This window comes from Halomonas sp. HAL1 (genome assembly GCF_030544485.1).
Taxonomy (GTDB): domain Bacteria; phylum Pseudomonadota; class Gammaproteobacteria; order Pseudomonadales; family Halomonadaceae; genus Vreelandella; species Vreelandella arctica.
The window spans coordinates 2,481,495-2,506,744 of the sequence record NZ_CP130610.1 but is presented as its reverse complement, the minus strand read 5'-3'; the positions used below and the strand labels follow the sequence as shown (position 1 = coordinate 2,506,744).

General features: G+C 55.7%; 24 protein-coding genes. 10 read left to right on the top strand and 14 right to left on the bottom strand.

Annotated elements, in window-relative coordinates; translation table 11 throughout:
* Positions 1-52: 52 nt before the first annotated feature.
* Entirely contained in the window at positions 53-1,030 is a 978-nt protein-coding gene (gene cra / locus Q3Y66_RS11780) for a catabolite repressor/activator (RefSeq protein WP_008956991.1), read from the top strand.
* Positions 1,031-1,054: 24 nt separating this feature from the next.
* Here cra and Q3Y66_RS11775 read toward each other — a convergent pair whose 3' ends face one another.
* Positions 1,055-1,531 (bottom strand): methylglyoxal synthase, encoded by a 477-nt coding sequence (locus Q3Y66_RS11775; RefSeq protein ID WP_008956990.1) that lies wholly within the window; start codon positions 1,529-1,531, stop codon positions 1,055-1,057.
* A 219-nt stretch (positions 1,532-1,750) separates the two neighbouring features.
* Here Q3Y66_RS11775 and gap point away from each other — a divergent pair, with 219 nt between their 5' ends.
* From gap to Q3Y66_RS11755, 4 genes are all read left to right on the top strand, one after another.
* Positions 1,751-2,752 (top strand): type I glyceraldehyde-3-phosphate dehydrogenase, encoded by a 1,002-nt coding sequence (gene gap / locus Q3Y66_RS11770; RefSeq protein WP_008956989.1) that lies wholly within the window; start codon positions 1,751-1,753, stop codon positions 2,750-2,752.
* 161 nt (positions 2,753-2,913) lie between these two features.
* Positions 2,914-3,435, top strand: coding sequence for a DUF3455 domain-containing protein (locus Q3Y66_RS11765; RefSeq protein WP_008956988.1), 522 nt, complete (start codon positions 2,914-2,916; stop codon positions 3,433-3,435).
* Between the two features lie 118 nt (positions 3,436-3,553).
* Positions 3,554-4,108, top strand: a complete 555-nt coding sequence (locus tag Q3Y66_RS11760) for a sigma-70 family RNA polymerase sigma factor (RefSeq protein WP_238528471.1) — start codon at positions 3,554-3,556, stop codon at positions 4,106-4,108.
* A complete protein-coding gene (locus Q3Y66_RS11755) occupies positions 4,105-4,848 on the top strand; it encodes an anti-sigma factor (protein ID WP_008956986.1) in 744 nt (247 codons plus the stop codon). The genes Q3Y66_RS11760 and Q3Y66_RS11755 overlap by 4 nt, the downstream gene beginning before the upstream one ends.
* Before the next feature lie 29 nt (positions 4,849-4,877).
* On the opposite strand, the gene trkA is transcribed toward Q3Y66_RS11755, so the two are convergent.
* From trkA to Q3Y66_RS11735, 4 genes are read right to left on the bottom strand one after another with little or no spacing between them, the layout of a single operon-like run.
* On the bottom strand, positions 4,878-6,251 hold the full coding sequence (gene trkA, locus Q3Y66_RS11750) for a Trk system potassium transporter TrkA (RefSeq protein ID WP_008956985.1): 1,374 nt from the start codon (positions 6,249-6,251) through the stop codon (positions 4,878-4,880).
* The gene (locus Q3Y66_RS11745) at positions 6,248-6,970 is read right to left on the bottom strand and encodes a response regulator (RefSeq protein ID WP_008956984.1); all 723 of its coding nucleotides are present in this window, start codon (positions 6,968-6,970) and stop codon (positions 6,248-6,250) included. Before Q3Y66_RS11745 ends, trkA begins: the two co-directional genes overlap by 4 nt.
* Complete coding sequence (locus Q3Y66_RS11740; RefSeq protein ID WP_139041519.1) at positions 6,960-8,153, bottom strand: DUF4118 domain-containing protein; 1,194 nt, start codon at positions 8,151-8,153, stop codon at positions 6,960-6,962. The genes Q3Y66_RS11745 and Q3Y66_RS11740 overlap by 11 nt, the downstream gene beginning before the upstream one ends.
* A 9-nt stretch (positions 8,154-8,162) precedes the next feature.
* The gene (locus tag Q3Y66_RS11735; RefSeq protein WP_008956982.1) at positions 8,163-9,653 is read right to left on the bottom strand and encodes a TrkH family potassium uptake protein; all 1,491 of its coding nucleotides are present in this window, start codon (positions 9,651-9,653) and stop codon (positions 8,163-8,165) included.
* 289 nt (positions 9,654-9,942) lie between these two features.
* Between Q3Y66_RS11735 and zwf the strand changes: the two genes are divergently transcribed.
* From zwf to Q3Y66_RS11715, 4 genes are all read left to right on the top strand, one after another.
* Entirely contained in the window at positions 9,943-11,448 is a 1,506-nt protein-coding gene (zwf, locus tag Q3Y66_RS11730) for a glucose-6-phosphate dehydrogenase (RefSeq protein WP_008956981.1), read from the top strand.
* Position 11,449: 1 nt separating this feature from the next.
* The gene (gene pgl, locus Q3Y66_RS11725) at positions 11,450-12,115 is read left to right on the top strand and encodes a 6-phosphogluconolactonase (RefSeq protein ID WP_008956980.1); all 666 of its coding nucleotides are present in this window, start codon (positions 11,450-11,452) and stop codon (positions 12,113-12,115) included.
* 71 nt (positions 12,116-12,186) lie between these two features.
* A complete protein-coding gene (locus Q3Y66_RS11720; RefSeq protein ID WP_008956979.1) occupies positions 12,187-12,849 on the top strand; it encodes a bifunctional 4-hydroxy-2-oxoglutarate aldolase/2-dehydro-3-deoxy-phosphogluconate aldolase in 663 nt (220 codons plus the stop codon).
* Positions 12,850-13,109: 260 nt separating this feature from the next.
* Positions 13,110-14,705: a solute:sodium symporter family transporter gene (locus Q3Y66_RS11715; RefSeq protein ID WP_008956978.1), complete on the top strand. Its 1,596-nt coding sequence runs from the start codon at positions 13,110-13,112 to the stop codon at positions 14,703-14,705.
* Between the two features lie 93 nt (positions 14,706-14,798).
* Here Q3Y66_RS11715 and Q3Y66_RS11710 read toward each other — a convergent pair whose 3' ends face one another.
* Genes Q3Y66_RS11710 through Q3Y66_RS11690 form a run of 5 tightly spaced genes read right to left on the bottom strand, consistent with a single transcriptional unit; the run spans position 14,799 to position 19,247 of the window.
* Positions 14,799-15,695: an SMP-30/gluconolactonase/LRE family protein gene (locus tag Q3Y66_RS11710; RefSeq protein ID WP_008956977.1), complete on the bottom strand. Its 897-nt coding sequence runs from the start codon at positions 15,693-15,695 to the stop codon at positions 14,799-14,801.
* Positions 15,696-15,713: 18 nt separating this feature from the next.
* Positions 15,714-16,316, bottom strand: a complete 603-nt coding sequence (locus Q3Y66_RS11705) for a 2-dehydro-3-deoxy-6-phosphogalactonate aldolase (RefSeq protein ID WP_008956976.1) — start codon at positions 16,314-16,316, stop codon at positions 15,714-15,716.
* A 30-nt stretch (positions 16,317-16,346) separates the two neighbouring features.
* Entirely contained in the window at positions 16,347-17,333 is a 987-nt protein-coding gene (locus Q3Y66_RS11700) for a 2-dehydro-3-deoxygalactonokinase (RefSeq protein ID WP_008956975.1), read from the bottom strand.
* Between the two features lie 3 nt (positions 17,334-17,336).
* Positions 17,337-18,485 (bottom strand): galactonate dehydratase, encoded by a 1,149-nt coding sequence (gene dgoD / locus Q3Y66_RS11695; protein ID WP_008956974.1) that lies wholly within the window; start codon positions 18,483-18,485, stop codon positions 17,337-17,339.
* 42 nt (positions 18,486-18,527) lie between these two features.
* Positions 18,528-19,247, bottom strand: a complete 720-nt coding sequence (locus Q3Y66_RS11690) for a FadR/GntR family transcriptional regulator (RefSeq protein ID WP_008956973.1) — start codon at positions 19,245-19,247, stop codon at positions 18,528-18,530.
* 276 nt (positions 19,248-19,523) lie between these two features.
* Between Q3Y66_RS11690 and Q3Y66_RS11685 the strand changes: the two genes are divergently transcribed.
* Positions 19,524-20,231, top strand: a complete 708-nt coding sequence (locus Q3Y66_RS11685) for an inorganic diphosphatase (RefSeq protein ID WP_008956972.1) — start codon at positions 19,524-19,526, stop codon at positions 20,229-20,231.
* A gap of 102 nt (positions 20,232-20,333) precedes the next feature.
* Here Q3Y66_RS11685 and Q3Y66_RS11680 read toward each other — a convergent pair whose 3' ends face one another.
* The 4 genes from Q3Y66_RS11680 to edd all read right to left on the bottom strand — a co-directional run bounded on the left by Q3Y66_RS11680 (position 20,334) and on the right by edd (position 25,144).
* A complete protein-coding gene (locus tag Q3Y66_RS11680; protein ID WP_008956971.1) occupies positions 20,334-21,296 on the bottom strand; it encodes a carbohydrate kinase in 963 nt (320 codons plus the stop codon).
* A 65-nt stretch (positions 21,297-21,361) separates the two neighbouring features.
* The gene (locus Q3Y66_RS11675; protein WP_008956970.1) at positions 21,362-22,231 is read right to left on the bottom strand and encodes an aldo/keto reductase family oxidoreductase; all 870 of its coding nucleotides are present in this window, start codon (positions 22,229-22,231) and stop codon (positions 21,362-21,364) included.
* A gap of 55 nt (positions 22,232-22,286) precedes the next feature.
* Positions 22,287-23,255 carry a glucokinase gene (gene glk / locus Q3Y66_RS11670; protein WP_008956969.1) on the bottom strand — a complete coding sequence of 323 codons (969 nt, stop codon included), beginning with the start codon at positions 23,253-23,255 and terminating at the stop codon, positions 22,287-22,289.
* Positions 23,252-25,144, bottom strand: coding sequence for a phosphogluconate dehydratase (gene edd, locus Q3Y66_RS11665; protein ID WP_008956968.1), 1,893 nt, complete (start codon positions 25,142-25,144; stop codon positions 23,252-23,254). Before edd ends, glk begins: the two co-directional genes overlap by 4 nt.
* Between the last annotated feature and the right edge of the window lie 106 nt (positions 25,145-25,250).

Below are 25,250 nucleotides of genomic sequence, written 5' to 3'. Positions count from 1 at the left end.
GGTAGGCGCTTACTTGCTGATAAACTGCCCGGTCACACCAAGGGGAACCCGAATGACACTCGCCGATATTGCCCGGCTAGCCGGCGTCTCGCGCACGACCGCTAGCTACGTGATTAATGGCCAGGCCGAGCAGCGCCGTATTAGCGTGGCAACGATTGAGAAAGTGATGGCAGTAGTACGTCAGCACCGTTACCACATAGACCCGCAGGCGGCCGCTCTGCGTCGTGGGGCTAGCCGTCTGCTGGGCCTTATCGTGCCGGACCTGGAGAACATCAGTTATGCCCGGCTGGCGAAACGCCTGGAGCGTGGTGCGCGGGAGCAGGGCTATCAGTTGCTGATTGTCAGTTCGGATGACTGTGCAGAGAGCGAGCGAGCACTCGCCCTGGCGCTGCGTGCCCAGCGCTGTGAGGTGTTGATCACCGCCAGTTGTCTGCCCAGCGACGACACCTTCTACGCCGATCTGGTAGACGAGGGCTGGTGTGTGGTGGGCATGGATCGTGGCCTGAATCCCGCACTGTTTTCCAGCGTGGTGAGCAATGACTGCGAAGCGGCCGAGGCGTTGACACGCTCGGTAATCGGTGGGGCGACCAAACGTGTGGCGTGGCTGGAGGCAATGCCGAACCTGTCGATCAGCCGCGAACGGCGGGGCGGTTTCCAGGCGGCATTGAGTGGCACGGAGGTTGTGCCGCTGATCTTGAGTGGAGTGAGCTATGAGCGTAGCGAAGGGGCGCGCCTTGCAGCCCGGCTGTTGGATGAGGAGGGCGGCGCCGATGCACTGGTAACGGCGTCGTACACGCTGCTGGAAGGGGTCTTTGATGTGTTCTTGGAGCGTGGCGGCTTGCCAGAAAATATCCGTTTGGCCACCTTTGGCGATCACCGGCTGCTGGATTTTCTCCCCCAGCCGGTCAATTCAGCGTTGCAGGATTATGACCGGATTGCTGCGTTGACGCTGAACTGCGCGTTGGCCGCCTTGGACGGCCACTACGAGTGCGGGCTGCAGGTAGTTGCCCGCCACCTGCACACCCGCTGAACAGGGCGTTCTGATGCTTGCTGCTTAGACCGTTCTGGCCTGGGCCCAAGCGTTGGCATCCGGAATCGACATATCGTAGCTTTCGCCCAGATAGGGCGATGAAAGCAGGAAGTCTGCGGTGGCCGCATTGCAGGCAACAGGCACATTCCACAGGGCGGCCAAGCGCAGCAGCGCCTTGACGTCGGGGTCGTGAGGCTGCGGCGAGAAGGGGTCCCAAAAGAAAATCAGTACATCAAGGCGCTGTTCGGCGATGCGTGCACCAATTTGTTGGTCGCCGCCCAACGGCCCGCTCATCAACCCTTCAACGTCGAGTCCCAGCGCGGTTTTCAAGCGCCCGGCGGTGGTGCCGGTGCCGATCAGCTCATGCTGGCTGAGCACGCTTTGCCAGCGGGTCGCCCACTCCAGCATTTCGACCTTCTTGCCGTCGTGGGCAATCAGTGCAATGCGTTTGCGTGCTTGTAGAGTGCGGATAGCTTGGCGGGGCGGTTGTGCATCACTCATGGCGGAACCCTTTACTTGTATTGGCTTTCTAAGACCAGCTTTTAATGTTGGACTACGGTAGCGTTTATATAGTAATTTTACTACATATTGGATATTTACAAGCCTTTTGGGGCCGTTGTTATACGAATTTTCAGCCTCATGACGCTTAAATACGTATTTTTAGTAATTTTTTTACTAAATGCGACACTTGCTACCATTGGTTAATTGAGGAGTTATATCATGACAATAAGAGTTGCGATTAACGGGTTTGGCCGTATCGGCCGCAATGTACTGCGCGCCCTTTACGAGAACAGCTACCGCGACCGTGTACAGGTTGTCGCTATCAACGATTTGGGCGATCCTTCGCTGAACTCCCACCTGTTGCGTCACGACACCGTGCATGGCCACTTCCCTTTCAAGGTAGAGCATGACAACGAGAGCATCACGGTGGATGGTGATCGTATCGCGATCTCCTCCGAGCGTGACCCAGCACAGTTGCCGTGGTCGTCGATGAATATCGACCTGGTGATGGAGTGCACAGGGCTGTTTACCAAGCGTGAGGCGGCTGCCAAGCACATTACTGCTGGCGCCAAGCGGGTGCTTATTTCTGCGCCCAGCCCCGACGCCGATGCCACCATTGTATACGGCGTGAATGACGATATTCTAACCGCCGAGCATACGGTGGTTTCCAACGCCTCCTGCACCACCAACTGCCTGGCGCCGGTAGCAAAAGCGCTGAACGATGCGGTAGGGATCGAGAACGGTCTGATGACCACGGTGCACGCTTACACCAACGACCAGAACCTGTCGGATGTTTACCACTCTGACCCTTACCGCGCTCGTAGTGCGACCCACTCCATGATCCCGACCAAAACCGGGGCAGCAGCGGCGGTAGGTTTAGTATTGCCGGAACTGGCTGGCAAGTTCGATGGCTTGGCAGTTCGCGTGCCGGTGATCAACGTGTCGCTGGTGGACCTTACTTTCACCGCCAGCCGCGATACCACCAAAGAAGAAATTAATGCCATCGTCGAGAAGGCTGCTGCGAATTCGCCGGTGCTGGCGGTTAATGCCGAGCCGCTGGTCTCCATCGACTTCAATCACGATGCCAACTCATCCACCTTCGATACCAATCACACCCGTGTAAATGGTCGCTTGGTTAAGATTATGGCGTGGTACGACAACGAGTGGGGCTTCTCCAACCGCATGCTGGACACCGCCATTGCGATGCAGAAGACCGCTTAAGCTATAGCGAACACTGCTAGCTATTCCTACTCGTTACCCTGAGCCCTTGCTCAGGGTTTTTTTATTTTTTAAAAATAGTGCATCCAAAACGTCTTCTCGCGGGTATTCCCTATACAGCCGCCATTGTAGGCAGCTGATAACAACCCTTTTAGGAGACTGAAATGACACTTCATCATCTAACGCGCGCTACCTTGGCCGCCACTCTGATTGCATCCTTCAGTCATGCCGCTTTGGCTGAAACGCCTGCGGACGTTCAAGTGCCGAACGGCAACACCATCGCCCTCGAAACGGTTGGCGTTGGCGCTATTACTTACATGTGCGAAACCAAGGACGACGGCAATATGGGCTGGGTATTCAAAGGCCCACACGCTGCGCTAAATGATAGCGATGGTAGTCAAGTGGGTAGCTATTATGGCCCGCCAGCCACATGGGAAGCGCTGGACGGATCAAAAATCACCGGCACCCAGCTAGCCACAGCCGCTAATGGCGATGGCAACATTCCGCTCCAGCTTGTTGAAGCCAACCCTGCTGAAGGCGAAGGCGCAATGACGGGCGTTAGCTATATTCAGCGCTTGAACACCCAAGGTGGTGTCGCTCCTGACGTAGCTTGCGACATGGATCACGACGGTGCAACCGCCGTTGTTACCTATCAAGCGGATTACATCTTCTGGGCGGCTGAATAAGTCGACTGGAGCGCTAATTCCGCTGGGGACTCGTTTGTTGAGTCCCTAGCGGATATGCTGTCTGTGAAAACGACGACTGGCGTCGGTGCCGTCTCCAGGGAGCTATGGTTTGACTGACGTGTCTTCAGAATTTGATCATGCTGCTGTATTGGCTAAATGTGCCCGCGGCGAGCATGACGCTTTGCACCAACTCTACGTTCATGAAGGTGCCAGGCTTTTAGGTGTGGTACTACGAATCGTTAAAGATCGTGGCATGGCGGAAGATATTGTTCACGATGCCTGCCTAAATATTTGGCAACGCGCCGATAGTTTCGACCCTGACAAAGGATCTGCGCGAACATGGATATTTAGTGTCGCGCGTCACTTGGCATTAAATGCTATTCGTTACCGTGACCGTGAAATTACCTTCGATAGCGACGCCCCCACCGAATTAGGTCAGGACGAACATTTCCAGCACGCTGATGTTGCCGAAGAAGCCTTTGATTGGCAGACCGGCCAGCGGATGGATAGCTGTTTAAAGCAACTGGAGCCCGAGCGGCGTAACTGTGTACTTCACGCCTATGTCGATGGCCTCAGTCACGCGGAAATTGCTGCCCATACTGGGGCGCCCCTCGGTACCGTTAAAGCCTGGATAAAACGCAGTTTACTGCGCTTACGGGAGTGTATGGCATGACCCGCCCTAATGATAACGAACGCGAAGATGACCATGCCTTGGCGGGTGAATACGTGCTAGGCACACTGTCGTTAGAGCAGCGCAAAGCGCTGGAAGCTCGTTTGCCCAATGAGCCTGAACTGCAAAAAGCCGTGATGGCTTGGGAAGAGCGTTTCTTGCCCTATACCGCTATCACCGATCCGGTATCGCCCTCTGATTATTTATGGCCACGTATTGAGCGCAGCCTAAAGGCACGAGAAGCGTCCGCTAAACGTACCAGTTCTGTTGTTGTGCCTCCAAGGCCTCGGCGCATGCTACACAGCTTGCCACTTTGGCGTGGCGCTGCCGGGTTTGGCCTGGCGGCGGCGTTAGTCATGGGCGTAATGCTGGCAAATGAAGTCACTGAGCCAACTATTTCAACTACGCCCGAGTACATGGTGGTTCTGCTCGCGCCGCAAACTCAGTCAGCGGGCTGGGTAGTCCAGGCCTCATCGCGACAGGAAATAGAGCTGATCCCGCTGGGTACGTTCGAAGTGCCTGAAGGGAAGGCGCTAGAGTTCTGGACCAAGGCGGATGAGTGGCAGGCTCCGGTATCACTGGGGTTAGTCGAACCTGGTCAGCCCATTCGGATGCGCTTAGACCAGTTGCCGCCGCTTGAAGATAACCAACTGTTTGAGCTAACGCTGGAAGACGAAACCGGTTCGGCCACCGGTCTGCCCACCGGTCCCATTGAGTTTATTGGTCGCGCGGTCGAGATTTAGCCACTCTAAAAGCGCCTGTTAAAAGTGTTTTAAAAGAACGATAAGCCAACTTGGAACAGGCGTTCCACGTCGCGAATGCGGCGCTTGTCGATCACGAACAAAATCACGTGATCGCCGCTCTCAACCATCACATCGCCGTGTGCGATGATGACCTCTTTGCCGCGCACAATTGCCCCAATCGTGGTGCCTTCCGGTAGGTCGATCTCGCGGATGGTGCGGCCGACCACTTTAGACGACTGCTTGTCACCGTGGGCAATGGCTTCAATCGCTTCGGCGGCGCCCCGGCGCAGCGAGTGCACATTAACGATATCGCCGCGTCGCACGTGCGTCAGCAGGCTGCCGATGGTCGCCTGCTGGGGCGAAATAGCGATATCGATCTCGCCACCCTGCACCAAATCCACATAAGCGGCGTTGTTAATCAGCGTCAGCACCTTCTTGGCGCCTAACCGCTTGGCCAGCAGCGAGGACATGATATTGACCTCGTCGTCGTTGGTCAGCGCGCAGAAGATATCGCACTCTTCGATGTTCTCTTCTTCCAGCAGGCGCTTGCTGGTGGCGCTGCCGTGGAGCACCACGGTGCGATCCAGCCGCTCCGATAGCGTGGTACAGCGCTCCAGATTGTGCTCGATGATCTTGACCTGGTGGCTATGCTCTAGATGCTCTGCCAAGCGTTCGCCGATATTGCCACCCCCGGCAATCACCACGCGGCGGAAATCCCGCTCGACCCGGCGTAGCTCACTCATGACCGCACGAATATCGCGACGAGCGGCGAGGAAAAACACCTCATCGTCGGCTTCGATGACCGTATCGCCGCGGGGAATAATCGGTCGATTGCGCCGGTAGATCGCCGCCACGCGGGTATCCACGTTGGGCATATGGCGGCGAAGAAAGGCTAAATCCTGGCCTACCAGCGGGCCGCCGTAAAACGCTTTCACCGCTACCAGCTGTACCAGGCCACCGGCAAACTCCAGCACCTGTAAGGCACCGGGGTGCTCGATCAGGCGGCGCACGTGGTCGGTGACTACCTGCTCGGGGCTGATGAGGACATCAATGGGAATCGCTTCGTGGGCAAAGAGGCCTTTACGGGTTAAATACGCCGTAGCGCGCACCCGGGCGATCTTGGTCGGAGTGCGAAACAGCGTGTGGGCGACCTGGCAGGCGATCATGTTAATTTCATCGCTGCTGGTTACTGCAATCAACATATCGGCGTCTTCGCAGCCTGCCTGGCGCAGCACAATGGGGTATGAGCCCGCGCCGGTCACGGTGCGGATATCGAGTTTGGTGTGCAGGTCGCGCAGTTTTTTGGCATCGGTATCAACGACAGTGATGTCGTTCTCCTCACGGGCGAGGTGTTCTGCCAAGGTGCCGCCGACCTGGCCGGCGCCGAGAATAATGATCTTCATGGGCTATTGTCCTCACGGTCAGGCTCAAGGGAGAGCCGGTAACCAATGCCGGGTTCTGTTTGTAACAGGGTAGGCGACTGGGGATCGTCGCCGAGTTTGTAGCGCAGTTTGCTCACCACAATACGCAAATAGTGGCTGTCGTCCTGGTGGGTGGGGCCCCAGATCTGACGAAGTAGCTGGGTCTGAGTCACGACGCGTCCAGCACAAGCGATAAGATGGGCCAGAACGGCAAACTCCTTAGGCGTTAAATGAACCGCAATGTTATTCAAACTGACTTGGTGGGCGGCGATATCGACCACCAGTCCACCATGCTTGAATCGCTGAGCACTGGGATTGGCGCGCCGTCTTAATAATGCCCGAATACGGGCCAACAACTCCTGGATACCAAATGGCTTGGTAACGTAGTCGCTTGCACCGTTATCCAGTGCACGCACTTTTTCTGCCTCGTGCCCGCGAACCGAAACTATGATAACGGGCACTTCATAATGCTGGCGGATGGCATCGAGTACCTGCTGACCGTCCATATCGGGTAGGCCAAGATCCAACAGAACGATGTCCGCGTTGGGTGCAGATGCACCGGCGCTGAGTTTTTCCAGCCCTTCACGACCAGTGGCGGCCTCGATCACCTGGAACCCCTGGGAGGCAAGGCTGATGCGCAAGAAGTGGCGAATATGCGGTTCGTCATCGATGACCAATACTCGCACTTGATTACTGCTCATTGTCTGCCTCCTCGCGGGGGGAGGGTAGCGGCAGTGACATGGTGATCGTAGTGCCGATCCCTGCGGGCCCTTGACTGGCGTGGATCTGCCCTGCGTGGGCGCCCAGCATACCGCGGCAAATCGCCAGCCCCAGGCCACTTCCATGTCGGCTGCGATCACCTTCATGGCCAGTAACGAACATATCGAATACCCGTTCCCTCAGCGCTGGCGGAATTCCGGGGCCCTCGTCGGTGACTGAAAATAGCAGGGTAGGCGTATCATCAGTGTTGGGCTTAGTAGAGCCACTTTTCCCAGCTCTGTCAGTGCCGGAGCAGCAGGCTTCGATAATGATGCAGCCATTTGGGGGCGAGAAACGAGCCGCATTCTCCAGCACATTGACCAGGGCCTGTTCGATCAGGGCCGGATGCACATAGAGCAGCGGCAGGTCGTCAGGCCAGTGCTGCTTTATCTGGAGGTCATCAAGGATACTGCCCAGGCGCTTACGAGCCGATGAGACCAGGTCGTCAAACGCGGCCCAGTCACGCTCGATTTTCATATCGCCATGGCCGAGGCGGGTCATGTCCAGCAGGTTCTGTATATAGCGATTTAGCCGTTCGCTTTCGCTCAATACGCCATCCAGCAGCTCGAAGCGATCCTGCTGGGTCAACTGAGCATCCAGGGTGCGCAAAGAGCTGGCGGCACCAATGATTGATGCCAGCGGGGTACGCAAATCGTGGGATACCGATGAGAGTAGCGCGGACCGCAGCCTTTCCTGCTCTTCTGCAAGGCGCGCTTCACTCAGCTCCAGCAGCCGTTGTCGGCTATCGCCAGCGAGCTTACCCACTACGAGTGCCACCAATAGGAAGAATAGCAGCGTCAGTAGCTGCTCCTGCTCTTCGACCGCAAATGAAAAATGCGGGACGGTAAAGCAGAAGTTAAAGGTCAGAAACCCCAGCAGGGCGCTGAGCAAAGCCGCATAGCTCCCAGCCACAACAGCGCTGGTGAGTACTGCGGTAAGAAAGATCAACGAAAGATTGGCTAGTGCCAGCCAAGCGTACAGACCCCAGGCGATCAGCAGCGCAGCGCCGGTACTCGCCAGGGCGATGAGGATTTCAAACGGCGTGGGAGCGCGCAGCCGACGAACGAAGTGCGAGGCGGACCTGCTAATTGATTTGCCAAGCGGCATGATGTTGTCGTCCTTCATGGTAATTCGCTAGCGGCGCCAGAACATCGGGGTCAGCAGTACGACGACCGTCAAAATTTCCAGACGTCCCATCAGCATGCCGATACATAGTAGCCACTTGGCAGCGTCGGGCAGGGAGGCGAAGTTGCCCGCAGGGCCGATGATGTCACCCAGGCCGGGACCTACATTGGTAACCGCCGTGGCGGCACCGGAAAGGGCGGTTACCAAATCAAGTCCCAACGCGGAAAGGCCTAGTGCCAGTGCGGCGATGGTAATGAAGAAAAAGAACGAAAAGGCGACTACGCTGCGTGAAATGTCGCTGGTTACCGGCTGCTGATTGTAGCGAGTGGTAAATATGCCATTGGCATGGATCAAGTAGTGCAACTGATTACGCAGCATCAAGGTGGCAATCTGCAGGCGGAAGATTTTCATCCCACCGCTGGTCGAACCGCTGCAGCCTCCGACAAAGGTGAGGTAGAAAAATGCCATCATCGGGAGTGCACCCCAAAGCGTATAATCGTCAGAGGCATAGCCGGTGGTGGTTACTATGGATACGACGTTAAAGGTGACGTGGGTCAACGACTCAAACCAGTTATCTCCGTGAGCAACCCGCCAGAGGCTAATAAGCAGAACCGCGGTAAGCAGCAGCTTTAACAGCCCCCGTACCTGCTGGTCTTGCCATAAGGCGCTACTTGAACCTCGTATGAAACGGATATACAGCACAAAGGGAAGCGCGCCGCTGAGCATGAAAAAGCTGGCCATCCAGAGCAGCCAAGGTTGCCCGCTATAGGCCCCAAAGGAGGCGTCTGAGTTGGCAAATCCGCCGGTGGAAAGCGATGTCATGCCATGTACGGTGGCGTCCAACAGCGTCATCCCACCGGTCCAGTAACTGCCAATCGCGACCAGGGTCAAAGCCACATAAATGGTAAGGGTTGCTTTGGCGATACCACCCGTACGCGGCATCACTTTATCCGACCAGTCGGATGATTCAGTATGGAACAGCCGCATACCGCCTACTTTCAGAAACGGCAAGATTGCGATGCCCATGACGATAATGCCGATGCCGCCCATCCACTGCATTAGCCCTCGCCACAGTTTCAGGCCATCGGAAAAGTGTTCGATGCCGACCAGGATGGTCGACCCCGTGGTGGTAATCGCCGAAACCGATTCAAAGACGGCATTGGTAAACGTCAATTGGGGGGCGCCAAGTACGAGCGGTAGGCTGGCAAAACCGCTGATGGTGACCCAGCTGGCAGCGGTCAGAATGAACATCTGCCAGGGCTTCAGCTCAAGCGTGGCCCGGAAGGTGAGTAGCCAGGTAAGTGCGGCCGCCCCCACTATGAACAGCACAGAGATACCAAAGGCGGGTGCGTCGGGATCATGCTCGATAAGCAATATAATCAGGGGAGCCAGCATGAATAGGGCCAGTACTACCCAGAGAATCGACATGATTTTAAAGACAGGGGCCCAGTGCCGATAAACATCCCTACTGCGATGAAACAACGGTGTAAAAGGTGTCATATACCTGACTCGCCATTTAGTATTCTTAAGCATGCGCTAAGAGAACATGCCCTTCCATAAAAAGTCTGTAAAAACCAAGCCGTTTGGATAATTATTTGTGGAATGGCTCTGCTGTCACGGTCCCATTTCGCGCTTTAGCGACGCAGAGAGAATGTTATGAACTGTTGGCGGTAGATAATCCCAATTTTTGTAGTAAAATTACACAAATTATTGCGTACAATGTCTTCTTTCAGGTAGGTTTTAGGTAATCTAACTACATTAGATTGACTAACTATAAATAGGAGCAACGATGAGCCAGTCCAATGCTTCCCAAGGTGCGCCGCTGGGCGATCCAGATAATGCTATCGATTTAGCGCTGTTTGGGGCGCTGGGTGATCTTGCCATGCGCAAGCTGTTTCCTGCCTTATACCATCTTGACCGTGAAGGCTTAATGCCTGAAAGCACGCGCATCATGGGACTGGCTCGCCAAGAGCACGATGTGGCGTCGTTTCGGCAGCTGGTTAACGACGCGCTGCAAAAGCGACTGAAAAGCGGCGAGCAGGACAAGCAAAGCTTGGAACGCTTTCTCGCCCGCCTGGATTACCTGCAACTCGATTTTTCCAGTGTCGACGGGTACGACGCAATCCGCCAGTGGCGAAAGGGGGCACCCCGCCCGATGGTGGTGTATCTTTCCGTTGGCGCGCGTATTTACGGTGATATTTGCCGTCACCTTCAGGCCAGCAAAAGCCTGGATGAAGAGTCCCGCGTGGTGGTTGAAAAACCGATTGGTTCCGATCTGCACTCCTCAATTGAAATTAACGACGCCATTGGCGAGGTGTTTCCCGAGTCGCGGATTTATCGCATCGACCATTATTTGGGCAAAGAGACCGTACAGAACCTGATCGCACTGCGTTTTGCCAACCCGCTATTCGGTACTCAGTGGAATCAGAACAACATCTCCCATGTGGAGATCACCGTAGCGGAAAAAGTGGGCATTGAGGGTCGCTGGGGCTACTTCGATGAGGCGGGTCAGTTGCGCGATATGGTGCAAAACCATCTGCTGCAGCTACTGTGCTTAATCGCCATGGATCCACCCTCGAACCTGGATGCCGATGCCATCCGTGACGAGAAGGTGAAAGTGCTTAAAGCACTCAAGCCCTTTGTGGGCGAAGCGCTAGATCGAGACGTGGTGCGCGGTCAGTACATCGCGGGCAACAGCGACGGTCAGTCGGTACCCGGCTATCTAGAAGAAGAGGGCGCCAATACCCAGAGCCAGACCGAAACCTTTGTCGCGATGAAAACCGAAGTGGCTAACTGGCGTTGGGCGGGCGTACCGTTTTATTTGCGCACCGGTAAACGGATGCCGGAAAAACTGTCGCAGATCGTGATTCACTTCCGCCAGCAGCCGCACTATATCTTCGATCCGGACCAGCGCAATATTGCCTCCAATAAGCTGATTATCCGCTTACAGCCGGAAGAGGGCATCGCCCTCCAGGTGTTGACCAAAGACAGTGGCCTGGATAAAGGCATGCGCCTGCGGCCCGGCCCGCTACATTTGGACTTTAACAGTGCCTTCCCGAAATCGCGCATTCCCGATGCCTACGAACGACTATTGCTGGAAGTCATGAAAGGGCAGCAGTATCTGTTCGTTCGCCGCGATGAAATCGAACATGCATGGCGCTGGTGCGACCAACTGATTGACGGTTGGAAAAAACGTGACACATCGCCGCGTCGTTACCCTGCAGGTTCTTGGGGACCGGTCGCCTCCATCGCTATGATTACCCAAGACGGCCGCAGCTGGTACGAGGATTATTAATATGAGCCAAGCACGCCAACAGCTCGCCGAGCAGCTTGCCGAAGCGGTGTTTCAAGCCCTGCAAGAAGATTTAAATCATCAAGAGCGCGCTCTGTTAGTCGTCTCAGGTGGCTCGACGCCGGTACCGTTTTTTAAGACGCTGGCGCTCAAGCCACTGTCGTGGGAGCGCATTGACATTACCCTTGCCGACGAGCGGTGGGTCGGAAAGGAAAGCACCGATAGCAACGCCAAGCTGGTTCGCGAACACCTGTTGCAGGGTGAAGCGACGGCTGCCCAATTTATACCGTTAACTTGTGATGCCTCGACACCGGAAGAAGGTGTCGAGGAAGTCGCTAAGCGAATGGATGCATTGGCGTGGCCTGCCAGCGTCGTAATTCTGGGCATGGGCGGTGATGGTCACACCGCCTCGCTGTTCCCTGATAGCCGTGAGCTCGACCTGGCACTTTCCACGGATGAGTTGCTGGTGGCAGTGCGCACCCCTAGCCAGCCGCAGCCGCGCATTACCTTCTCAGCGGATCGCTTACATCAAGCGCGCCGTCATTTTCTACATATTACCGGCGACGATAAACGCGCCGTATTGGCCAAGGCATTGAACGGCGACGACGTGCGTCAACTGCCGATACGTGTCTTTTTAACTTGCCCCCTGGCGATTTACTGGGCGCCCTAAGGTCAATCCTTTAGGCCCGCCCTTGAGAATTAACCGCCTTAGTCAATAATAATTTGCTTGGAGACTCACTCATGACTATCGATAAACAGTTACCGTCTACACGTACCGCCGAGCTTGATAGCATCTGCTTAAAAGCCGAAGTGATCCCCGTCATCACTATTGAGCGCTTGGAAGACGCTGTCCCGTTGGGCCGCGCACTGGTGGAGGGGGGGTTAACTGTACTGGAAGTCACCCTACGTACCGATTGTGCTCTGGAAGCGGTAAAACGCATGCGTGAAGCGCTGCCCGGTGCCAGCATTGGCGTGGGCACGGTATTAACCCCGGCCCAGTACCGCCAAGCTGAGCAGGTCGGCGCTGATTTTGTGGTAACTCCCGGTGCCACCGACGCTCTCTACCGCTATGGCGTTGAAAGCCCGGTACCGATGTTGCCAGGCGTCTCAACTGTTTCTGAGTTGATGACTGGCTGGCAGTACGGCTACCGTCGGTTTAAGTTCTTCCCTGCGGAATCCAGCGGTGGCGCTAAAGCGATCAAAGCGTTTGGAGCGCCGATTCCTGAAGCACGCTTTTGTCCCACTGGCGGTATCACTGTTGATAACGCCGATGACTATTTATCGTTGCCCAATGTGATGTGTGTCGGCGGTTCATGGTTGACGCCTAAAGCAATGGTGGAAGCGGAAGATTGGGACGGTATCCGTGAACTCGCACGCCAATCAGCCGAGCGTTTTCATCATTAAGTAAGCTGCCGCTGCGTATCGATAGCAGCGCTGGCAGCCGCCCTGGTTTATGTTTTTAAACGTCATGTTTAAGAACTGAGCCGGGGCTTTTTTATGCGCTGATTGTGTCCACTTGGCGCTTTGAAGGAGCGACTAAGACCAAAGGTGTATAACGGGGCTATATTCAGCTCGTCTAAAATGACTGAATAATATGTCTGACATTTTAATCCGCGCATACCGTAACGTGCGTGCCACTTATAAAGATGATGAGGTAAGTCAATATGCACGCGTTGACCCTGGCGTCTTTCCTGTTCTTTACAGGACTTGTCGCCTTCATTACTTGGCGCATTACGCGCCGCGATGACCACTCAAGCACCAGCGGCTACTTTCTCGCCGGTCGCACGCTAACCTTTCCGCTGATTGCTGGCTCACTATTGATGACCAACCTCTCTACCGAGCAAATGGTAGGGTTGAACGGGGCTGCCTTTGCCGATGGTTTAAGTGTAATGGCCTGGGAAGTGGTGGCGGTTATTGCGCTGGTAGCGCTGGCGCTATTTTTCCTGCCGCGATTTTTGAAAAGTGGCATTGCCACGTTACCGCAGTTACTCGAAATACGTTTCGATAAAACCACACAGCTAATCACCAATATCATTTTCTTGATTGCCTACGCGGTGATTCTGCTGCCGATTATCCTCTATTCGGGCGCCATCGGGTTGCAGGGAATGCTTGATCTTCCTGGATTAACCGGCATTGAGTCGTCCTCGACGCTGCTCTGGTTAACGGTGTGGATCGTCGGCATTATCGGCTCGGTGTATGCGCTGTTTGGCGGGCTGCGCACGGTAGCGGTGTCCGACACGCTTAACGGCGTCGGGCTGCTGATCGGTGGTTTTGTGATTGTCTACTTCGGCCTGCAGGCCGTGAGTGGCGGCACAGGTATTATGGAAGGTTGGAGCATCCTGAAAGAGAGCGACCCGGATAAGCTGAATTCGATTGGTGGTGCTGATCAGCAGGTGCCGTTCTTTACGCTGTTTACCGGTGTGTTCCTGATTAACTTGTTCTACTGGAGCACCAACCAGCAAATTATCCAGCGTACTTTTGCGGCCAAAAACCTTGCTGAAGGCCAGAAGGGCGTTCTGCTGACCGGTCTCTTCAAGCTGCTGGGGCCGCTGTACCTGGTGCTGCCGGGTATCATCGCTTACCATCTTTATGCTGACCAGGGCGTACGTGCCGATGAAGCCTACGGCCATTTGGTATTTAACGTACTGCCGCCTTACCTCACCGGTTTCTTTGCCGCAGTGATGGTGGGTGCGATTCTGTCGTCGTTTAACTCCGCGCTTAACAGCACCACCACGATTTTCAGCCTGGGCATCTATAAAGGTGTGCTGAATAAAGAAGCTACCGAAGAGCAGGTGGTTAAATCAGGCAAGGTGTTTGGCTGGATCATGGCCATCATCACGATGATCATTGCGCCGCTGCTGGCCGGCCAGGAAAGCCTGTTTGGCTACCTGCAGAAGATGAACGCGATCTACTTTATTCCAATTCTGGCGGTGGTGCTGGTTGGCCTGCTGACCAAGCGTGTTCCGCCTATGGCGGCCAAGATTGCTCTGGTGGGCGGTTGCTTATTGATTGCTGCCGGTTACTTTGTGCCACCGTTCACGCTGCTGCCGCAGGTCATGCACGAGTTCCACTTCGTGGCGCTGGTATTTGTGTTATTAGTGGCGGTGATGCTGATCATCGGCAAGCTTCGCCCGCGTGAAACTGATTGGATTCAGGAGCACAGCGGCGACGTCGACCTAACCCCCTGGAAAGGCGCCGTGCCTGCTGGCATCGTGTTGGTCGTATTAGTGATCGTTATGTATATAAGCTTTGCTGGTTAACATCCGTCGATCCTAAACGCTTAAGCCCACAATGAATAAGACCCCGCTAGCCATAGCGGGGTCTTATGCTTTAAAGCCGCGTTAAAAAGACGGTTATGACAGCTTTAAAAGCGGCTCGACAAGCCCTTTGATACCGGTTTCGACCACATAAAGCGATCCTGCCGTTGGCTCTTGGGCTAGCTGCTCAGCGCTAAATCCCTCTTGGGCCGTGGTGATATAGAGCGTTTTTAGGTCGGGACCTGCAAACGCTGAACAGGAAGGTTGGCTGACCGGCAACTCGACACGGCCTATCACTTTTCCGTCATGATTCAGGCGCACAACTTGTCCCGCACCCCACAGTGCTAGCCAAAGACAGCCTTCGCTATCGACTACCGCACCATCGGGATTGCCCAGGGTAGAGGAGAAGTCCGCCCAGGGCTGCGGTTCGCCTTCTGGCCAACCTTCACTGTCGAGCGCCCAGCGCATCACCACGCCCGTCACCGTATCGGTAAACCAGGCAAAACAGCCATCGGCTGAGAAGCAAATAGCGTTAGGAATCGTTAAGCCTGAGCGTAACCGTGTGAGCTCGCCACGATGTAGGCGGTAAAGGCTGCCCGCGCCTTTTTCAGCCTTCTTGCCCATGGTGGAAAGCCACAGACTGCCATGGCGATCAACACGGGCATCATTGCTACGCGTTACCGGGTTATCGGTCTCGAAATCACAAAACGCTTCTACGCTACCGCTATTGGTATCGAACCTACATAAGCGATCTTCACCGACTAACAGCAGCCCGCCGCCTTCAAGCGGCGTGGCCAGCGAGACCATATGATCAAGCTGATAGTGGCCGCTTTCCCCGGTAGCGGGGGAGAGCCAGTGCAATCGCTTTCCAAGAATATCGCACCAATAAAGGCGCTGATTAATAGCATTCCACTGCGGGCCTTCCCCCAGCGTGCAGCGGCTATCAACCGCTAACTCGGCCTGCCACGTTGAAACACTGATGTCTGTATTCATTGTTGTTTGCTCTCCTTATTATTCTCCCGCTGACCAAGCATCAACAAGGGCTTGCGCTTGTTGCCGTACCTGAGCAGCGCTTTGGCCGGGTTTGTATAGCGCACTGCCCAAGCCTGCGCCGTCGACGCCAGCGGCGCGCCACTCAGCGAAATTATCGACCCCAACGCCACCCACGGCATATAGCCGTGTGCCTGCCGGTAATACGGCACGTATCGCTTTCATACCTTCTAATCCTACCTGCACCGCGGGAAAGAGTTTAAGCCCTGTCGCCCCTGCATCGAGTGCATCAAAGGCTTCAGAGGGTGTGACAATCCCCGGCCAACTCGCCATACCCAGCCGGTGGGTTTCTTCAATCACCGCTGGCCGACAGTTGGGCGAAACGATTAAGCGTCCCCCAGCGGTGTGAACATCGCGTACTTGAGCTGGCGTGAGCACCGTACCTGCACCAATCACTGCACGCTCGCCAAACGCGTCTACCAAGCGACGAATGCTCTCTAGTGGGTTGGGTGAGTTAAGCGGCACCTCAATTTGGGTGATGCCCGCGGCTAGCACCGCTTCCGCGATATCCACGGCCTCATCAGGCGTTACACCGCGCAAAATACCAATCAGTGGCAGCGACATGGGTAATTTCTCCGTTAATAGTGAGCAGCATTAAGCCTTCAATGCATGATGAGCAAGCCGAAGGCCTGCTAGCACAGCCTCATCGCCATCCACATGCTGTGTCTGAAAGCCGATTGCATTGAGGGCTAACGTATAGCGCTGACAAAGGGCTTGGTTACCGATTAGCGTGATTGGCGCTTGGCTTGACGGCTCACGGCAGGCGCCAGCAAGTTCAAGGCCGATAGCGAGCCCGGAGAGCCTGGCCGCCAGTACGGCCCCTCGCATTTTGCCGGTAGGTAGTCGACCATCGAGTAAATCTTGCGCACGCAGGCCGAACAGACGGCTGCTAAAGGTTTCGGGCGCTTCATGGCTTTCGCTGACCGCTGTCACAAAGGCATCACGGCAGGCCGCATCGTTCAAGTCGTCACTGCCGATGGAGTGTTGCAAAACTGATTGGCGTGCCAAGAGCTGATAAAGCTCGCCGGTCAGATACGTAGTGAACTGGGTGACGGTGCCTGCTTCCAGGGTAGCCCATTTGGCGTGCGTGCCGGGTAGACAAGCGAGGCCTGAAAAATCAGGCGTATCGGCGACCAGCCCCGCCAGCTGGGTCTCTTCACCGCGCATCACGTCAAAGTGGGCTGTCGCGCTGCGGGTTTGGCTTAAACCAGGCAGCAGATAAACGTGCAGCTGGCTGCCCGTAAGCGTTGGCGTCACCGCACCCTGGCTGAGTTGATCGAGCCGCGTTGGAACCGGCAGATAAGCGGCCTCCAGCCAGCCCTGGCGGGCGCCCGCCATGCCACACACTAACACCTTTGTAGGCGCATTCGTGGGCAGCCAGTCACCCACTAACCGTAGCAGCTCGGCTGCATACTCATCGGCTTTAAGCGACAGCATGCCCTTGTCGCTACTGGCTTGGGCAATCACTTGATCGTATTGATCCAGTCCCCAGGCGCGCAGGTTGCTAGAGCCCCAGTCCACGGCAATCCAGGATAACTGATGTGCTATTTCAGTCGTTTCACGCATCGCGTTTGATTCCATGGCTTACCACTCCGCAATTGAACCGTCTTCATGCGTCCAAACCGGGTTACGCCAGCGGTGACCCACTTTGGCGCGCTCCTCAACGAACTCTTCGTTGATCTCTACACCAAGGCCTGGGCCTTGGGGAATGGCGCAGAAACCGTCTTCAATGGCGAGCGCCGATTTATCGACCAAGTAGTCGAGAACGTCGTTGCCCTGGTTGTAGTGGATGCCCATGCTCTGCTCTTGAATAAAGGCGTTGTGGCTGACTGCATCCAGCTGTAGCGATGCGGCCAGCGTTAACGGACCGAGCGGGCAATGGGGTGCCAGGGCGACATCGTAGGCCGATGCCAGGGCGTTGATCTTTAGCCCCTCGCTGATCCCGCCGCAGTGGGAAATGTCGGGCTGAATAATGTCGATCATGCCGTCGGCCAGCAGGTCGCGGAACTGAAAGCGGGTGTGCAGCCGTTCCCCGGTGGCCAGCGGGTAACCCAGGCCACCGGCAATATCCTTCAGGCAAGGCAAGTGCTCCGGGGCGACCGGCTCTTCCACGAACATCGGGTGAAAAGGCTCCAGCTCTCGCAGCAGTGCTTTGGCCATTGGCCGATGTACGCGGCCATGAAAGTCGATCCCAATGCCAACATCCGGGCCCACGGCGTTTCGCGCTTCCGCGACTCGTGCTACTGCTTCATCAATCTTGCGATGGGAGTCGACGATTTGCAGTTCGGGCGTACCGTTCATTTTGAAGGCAGTAAAGCCTTTTTCGACCAAGGCCTTGGCACCAGCGCCCACGTCGCTCGGGCGGTCGCCACCGGTCCAGGCGTACATGCGCATCTTGTCGCGTACGGCGCCGCCTAACAGCTGGTGAACGGGCACACCCAGATCGCGACCTTTAAGGTCCCATAGCGCCTGATCGATACCGGCAATCGCGCTCATCAGAATAGGGCCACCGCGGTAGAATCCGGCGCGATACATGATGTTCCAGAGGTGTTCGATTCGGTGCGGGTCCTGGCCGATCAGGTAGTCGGAAAGCTCGTGAACGGCGGCTTCAACGGTTGCGGCGCGGCCTTCAATCACCGGCTCGCCCCAACCGTAGCAGCCTTCGTCAGTCTCGATTTTGAGAAACAGCCAGCGCGGAGGAACTTGCCAGGTCTTTAGCTTGGTAATTTTCATGTCCGGTCATCCTTTTGGATAGGAAATATTTAGTGAGTAATGTTAGCTAACAATGCCAAGGTCAATGGCGGTGCGGCGCAGCACTTCTCTGGCGGCGGTTTCTGCAGCGCTGGCATCGCGATGGCGAATAGCGTCAAGTACTTGACGATGGCGGGCGAGGCTGTCGTCCAAGGTGTCAGTACGGTGTTGAGAGCCATGAATCAACGCCATGATAGATGGGCGCAGTAAATGCCCCATTTGTCGCCAGACTAAATTGTGACTAGCGCGATAGGTGGCATCGTGAAAGGCAACGTCGTATTCCGCATGCTCATCGCGCGCATCAACGCTGCCTGCGGTGTTTTCCATACCCGCAAAGGCGCGCTCCAAGCGTTCGAGGTCTTCAGCTTCAGCGGCCTGGGCGGCGAGCCCGGCGACTACTGGTTCGGCAGAAAAACGAAAGGCGTAAATGGCCCGTACCAGCTGAGGGTCAAGATTGACCAGGCCGGTCATCCACTCGCTCATCAGCGGGTCGAGCAGGTGCCAGTCGCCCATTTCGCGCACCAGCGTGCCCCGACCCGCCGTACGTTCCAGTAGCCCTGCCGCGGAGAGGCTGGTCAGCGCATTGCGCACCTGATTGCGGCTCACCGCAAAATGTTTGCTGATATCAAGCTCGCGGGGAAAGGTAGCACCCGGCTGCCAATGGCCTGTCAGCAGCGCCTGAGCGAGTAGGCGTGCTAACTGTTCAGCGCCCCCTTGGTGGGGCGGTAGAGCGTCCAGCGTCATGGCGTGTCTCTTATTTTTTATTGGTTGAATCTTAGTCTAGTAAATGTCTGACATTTAAACAAGTCATGCCATGAGAGTCTTTAGATAGCCGATGACGCCTTATCCAATCAAAAAAGCCCACACCGGTTTGAAACAGATGTGGGCCAGTGACTAACGACTCGTGGGAATGCCGTGGCGTAGCATCCAAATTAGAAAAGTAAGAAATGCCAACTTCAGACTGTCATTACTCCGTCATTTCTCCTCGCTAACGTATCTCAATAACCAATGGAGAACATAATGCGGAAAAAACTATTACTCACGGGTGTCGCGTGTATGACGGCTTTAGCGTCTTCTGCTCAGGCTGAGGTGCTAGGCGGATTGGTGTTTTCTGACACTACGCCCATTGCCCAAAACATGAACGCAGCAGATGAGTTCACAATTGTAGGTGATGACGACTTGATGACTATGGATGCCATCAATGCAGATGGCTCGGTAAGGGCCATTGTTGAAATACCAACGGGTACATCGGCGAAATGGGAAGTCAGTAAAGATGATCCCAAAGCGGTTTATTGGGAATATAAAGATGGTGAACCGCGCGTGGTGAGTTACCTGGGGTATCCCGGTAATTATGGTGCTATTCCAGGCACTGCTCTGCCAAAAGAGTTGGGCGGTGATGGGGATCCGCTCGACGTGATCGTTTTGGGTCAAGCCGTACCTCGTGGTGAAATTGTCGACGTGAACGTGATCGGTGTACTGAAAATGCTGGATGGCGGCGAGCAAGATGACAAGCTAATTGCCGTTCTCACTCAGGATTCACCTTTTGCACATATTGAAAGCATGGCGCAGCTAGATAGCGAGTACCCAGCTGTAAGTCAGATCATTGATCTATGGTTTGCCAATTACAAAGGGCCTGATGGCGGTATGGAAGGGCTTGGATTTGACGATGCAGAATCGGCAAGGGCGGCGCTAGAAGCCGCTGCTGAAAACTTCGCAGCGATGCAATAATGACTAAATTGTAGTCATTGGAAGTTGAGGATCTCAGCTTACTGTTGCTACTGCCCAGCGAGCATCGGTGACCGTCCAGGCGGTCACCGAACTGGATAGTCATTAAGTGGTTCGAAGCACTTCGATATCCGCATGGGTAGGGAGTGATGCGTAAGCGCCTGGCCGAGTAACGGCATGGGCGCCGCAGCGGCAGGCGGTACCCACTGCGCGACTGAGAAAGTCGGCATCGTTGTACCAGTTCTCATTGATGCCGTGGGCCGAGAGCTCCGCTAGCAGCCCACCAATAAAGGAGTCACCTCCGGCGGTAGTATCCACCGCTTCAACGCTCGGAGGCGCAATGCGCTGATCAATACCGACGCCTTTGAGTACGACATCATTGGGGCCGTCGGTGATTAAGATAACTTTTACCCCTGCCGCTAGCCGCTCTGAAAGCCACGACTCCGCAGGGTGGTCGGCACGTAAGTAGTCAAGCTCTTCCAGGGATAGCTTGAGCAGCTCAGCACCGTCTAGCAGCTGCGTGACTAAGCTGGCATCCGCTTCGTCCTCGGGCCATAAATTGTGACGCAGGTTGGCGTCTACGCTGACCAAGCAACCTGCCCGTTTGGCCATGGTGGCCATTGCCAAGGTGACATCGGCAATCTCAGGGTCGGTCAGGCTGTTACTGCACAGGTGTAGAATGGCAGGGCTCTCGAAGATGCCATGGGGTAAATGCTCAAGGCGATAAAGCAGATCAGCCGCGGGTGGGCGATAAAAATCAAAAGTGCGTTCGCCCGCGTCATCCCGGGAAACGAACGCCAGCGCTGTGCGGGCTTCTCGGGTATATACCACGCCGCTTGTGTCGACGCCGTGACTGTTGAGTTCGCGCACGATGAAGTGACCAAACGTATCGTCGCCCACCATGCCTAGAAACTGGCTGGGTACGCCTAAACGAGCGCAGGCGACCGCCACATTAGCGGGAGCACCACCGGCGTAGGGCGTAAAGGTTTCCTGTGCATCCGTTGCCGCCCCTAGACGGCTGGAGAGCATATCCACCAGTGCTTCCCCAAAGGCGATGATTGGCGTCATCAGTGGCTCCTTAGTGTAATTATCGTAATAGTTGTTTTGTACCGCGTCGTTTTATACAAATAGCCTTATGCCACGCAGTGGCCGCGGGCGGCTTCTAGCAATTCATACCAGGCTTCCCGGGGTAGCGTGGCAGGGCCTTTGAGCATGTCGTTGATTCGCTCAGGTTTAACGCTGCCAATTACCGGTACTGGCGAGTTAGGAAGACTGCGCAGCCATGCCAGCGCTAAAGCACTAGGGGTGCTATCAAGCTCTGTTGCCCACTTATCCAAACAGTCACCAACGGCGCCTTGCATCAATTGCCCACCTGCCAAAGGTGACCATGCCATGGGCGCGTGGCCATCGGCACAGAGATCATCAAAGCTGCCGTCAAACAGCGGCGTTGTGTGGGCAATAGAGAGCTCGATTTGGTTGGCTGATAAGCGGTGATGCATGGCGCCCTGCAAGCGCCGCCACTGGCTGGGCAAATGGTTGGAAACCCCTGCTGCGCCAATTTTTCCGGCGTCAATGGCGTCGTCCAGCGCATGGCCGGTCGCTTCCGCGTTCATCAGAATATCGGGGCGGTGAATCAGAAAATGATCGAGACGTTCGACATTCAAACGCGCAAGTGAGGCATCAATGGCACTATGAAGATAAGCAGGGCTGGCGTTGTAGTGCTTTACCTTACCCGAACCGGGTGCAGGGTTGTCGTTGGCGATGCTCGCTTTGGTGACGACATTGACCCGCTGAGCCAGGGCAGGGCGCGCCCGCAGTGCGGCGCCAAAAAGCGTCTCGCCTTGGCCGTTGCCGTAAATGTCCGCATGGTCAAACCAATTAAGGCCCTGTTCAAGGTGCGCTTCGATCCAGTCCGCCAATCGCTCAGGTTCGTGCATGGAGGGTGTTTCGTGCAGGCGCATCATGCCGAGTAAAAACGGCACATCAAAAATGGCGGCGGGCATAGCAGGTTCCGTATTGGTGTTGTTAGGAGTGTTGTTAGAGGTGCTAGAAATGTTATTAAAAAACCTCTTCGTTATGCAGTGCCTCAGCGGCGCCTAATAAGCCTGTCCATGGGGCGGTAACCACCCAAATGGGGATATCGGCATTATAAGCACCCATGCGTCCTTTATTGACGAAAGCGGCGCGCAGTTCACTTTTGGGTAACCAATCGAGCAGGCGCGGCAGAATGCCCCCACACAGATAAACACCGCCCCTTGCGCCCATGGTCAAGGTGGCGTCGCCGCATACATCGCCAAGAATTTTTAGAAAACGCAGCAGGGCGGCAGTGGCGAGGGTATCGCCTTCATTGGCGGCTTTTGTGACATCTGCCGGGCTAGCTAAGCGTGGCTCAGCATCTTCAAATGTGCAGTAGGCTTGATAAAGTTCTAACAAACCCTGGCCGCATAAGACCCGCTCTACACTGATACGCGTACGACGCTGTTGAAACACATCCACAATCGCTCGCTCGGTATCATCCGTGGGCGCGAAGGTGACATGGCCGCCTTCGGTAGGCAGTGGAATCCAGGCGCGCTGGCCGGGGAACACCCCGGCAACGCCTAGCCCCGTGCCAGGCCCGATGACAAGGCGTGTGGCATGCGCCTGAGACTTGCCGGGCTGGACTTCGACCAATTCACTGGCAGCAACATGAGGTACACCCAGTGCCTGGGCAGTGAAGTCGTTAATGACTTTAAAAACAACGAGGTTCAGTGCTTGCTGAACCTCGCTTTTTAAAAATTCCCAGTGGTTATTGGTCATCTTGACCCGCTCAGCGTGAACGGGGCAAGCAAAGGCTAAGCACGCCTCTTGGGGGGCTTTATCGCCGGTAGCACCGACACGCTGTAAATAATCCTGCACCGCTTCAATAACGCCGGGGTAGTCAGCGCAGGGAAGATTCACAATATCGTGCGGCGTGATCTCGCCTGGCGTGACTAACGCCAGGCGTGCATTGGTGCCACCTATGTCGCCAATGAGGGCCGGTCGGCTCATTGGTCCTCCTGCTCGATTTTTTCCAGCTCCCGCGCTAGTACTTCTGCCTCAAAACCACCAAACACGCCCGCTCCCTCTTCGGCCTTGGTGGCCAAGTGGCGGAAGCCGCCAAAGAGCTCACGGCCCATGCCAAAGTGGTTGTGTTCCAGATTGGCTTCGGCGCACGGACGGGCATTGAATTTTGCGGCGTCTATCAATACGTTTAGCTCGCCACTGTCGGCATCCAGGCGGACGATATCGCCATCCTGAAGTTTCGAGAGCGGCCCACGGTCAACGGCCTCTGGCGTTACGTGGATAGCGGCCGGAACCTTGCCCGACGCCCCAGACATACGTCCGTCCGTAACCAGGGCAACTTTATAGCCGCGGTCTTGAAGCACTCCCAGGAACGGGGTGAGCTTGTGTAGTTCAGGCATGCCGTTGGCTTTGGGGCCCTGAAAGCGCACCACCACAATCACATCACGATCAAGCTGGCCGGATTCAAACGCCGCTTTTACCTGATTTTGATCATCAAACAGCTGTACCGGCGCTTCGATGACGCGATGATCCTGTTTCACTGCCGAGATTTTAATCACGCCGCGGCCCAGGTTGCCATCAAGCACGGTAAGCCCGCCGGTCGGCGAGAAGGGATTGCTAACCGGACGCAGGACATCTGTGTCATGGCTCGTGGCCGGTCCTTCTCTCCAGGTAAGCTTACCCTCTTCAAGGAAAGGCTCTTGAGTGTAGGCCGACATATCGGTGCCAAAGACAGTGGGAATATCCCCGTGGATAAGCCCAGCCTCGAGTAGCTCACGAATCAGCAGGCTCATGCCGCCAGCGGCCTGGAAGTGGTTAACATCCGCTTGGCCATTGGGATAGATGCGGGTCATGCTGGGCACCACGGCGGAGAGGTCCGTGAAGTCGTCCCAGTTAATGGTAATGCCCGCCGCCGCCGCCATGGCAACCAAGTGCAGGGTATGGTTGGTAGATCCGCCGGAGGCCAGTAAACCTACGATAGCGTTAACGATCGCACGTTCGTCAATCTGCTTGTAGAACGGACGGTAGTTGCCGCTTTGCTCGGTATTGCGAATCGCTTGTTCAGTGGCGTAACGGGTAAGTGCTTCGCGCAGCGGAGTACCTGGGTTAACAAAAGAGGCGCCGGGCAGGTGTAGCCCCATCATCTCCATCATCAGCTGGTTGGAGTTGGCAGTGCCGTAGAAGGTGCAGGTGCCAGGGCTGTGATACGACTGTGATTCGGCCTCTAAAAGCTCATCGCGACCTACTTTGCCTTCTGCATAAAGCTGACGGACTCTAGCCTTCTCATCGTTAGGCAGGCCCGTTGTCATGGGGCCGCCGGGGACAAAAATGGCGGGTAGATGGCCAAAGCGTGCGGCACCAATAAAGAGACCTGGCACGATTTTATCGCAGATACCTAAATACAGCGCCGCATCAAACATATTATGGGAAAGCGCAACCGCGGTGGCCATGGCGATCACATCACGGGAGAAGAGCGATAGCTCCATGCCCGGTTGACCTTGGGTAACACCGTCGCACATGGCGGGTACACCGCCAGCAAACTGAGCGGTTGAGCCCATGCCGCGTGCGGCTTCTTTAATAGCGGCAGGGTAGTCTTCAAATGGCCGGTGGGCTGAAAGCATATCGTTATAGGACGATATGATGCCCAGGTTGGCGCTATTGGTTAACTTCAGTCGGCCCTTATCGGTAGGCACGTCGCAACCTGCAAAGCCGTGCGCTAGGTTCCCACAGGAAAGTTCACCGCGATGTACGCCTTGCTTATGCTGGTCAGCCATATGAGATTCATAGAGGGCACGCCGGTGCTTGGAGCGCTCACGGATGCGCTGGGTAACCTCAGCAACGGTGGGGTTTAGAGTGGCAGGTGTTGGGCTCGGCATAGGGACCTCTGCATGATAAAGACGGTGTGTAACACATGTAGTTATTTTACATTTTTTAGTGTCGATATAAGAGACTTTACGGCAATAAAAACCACAATTGTAGTTT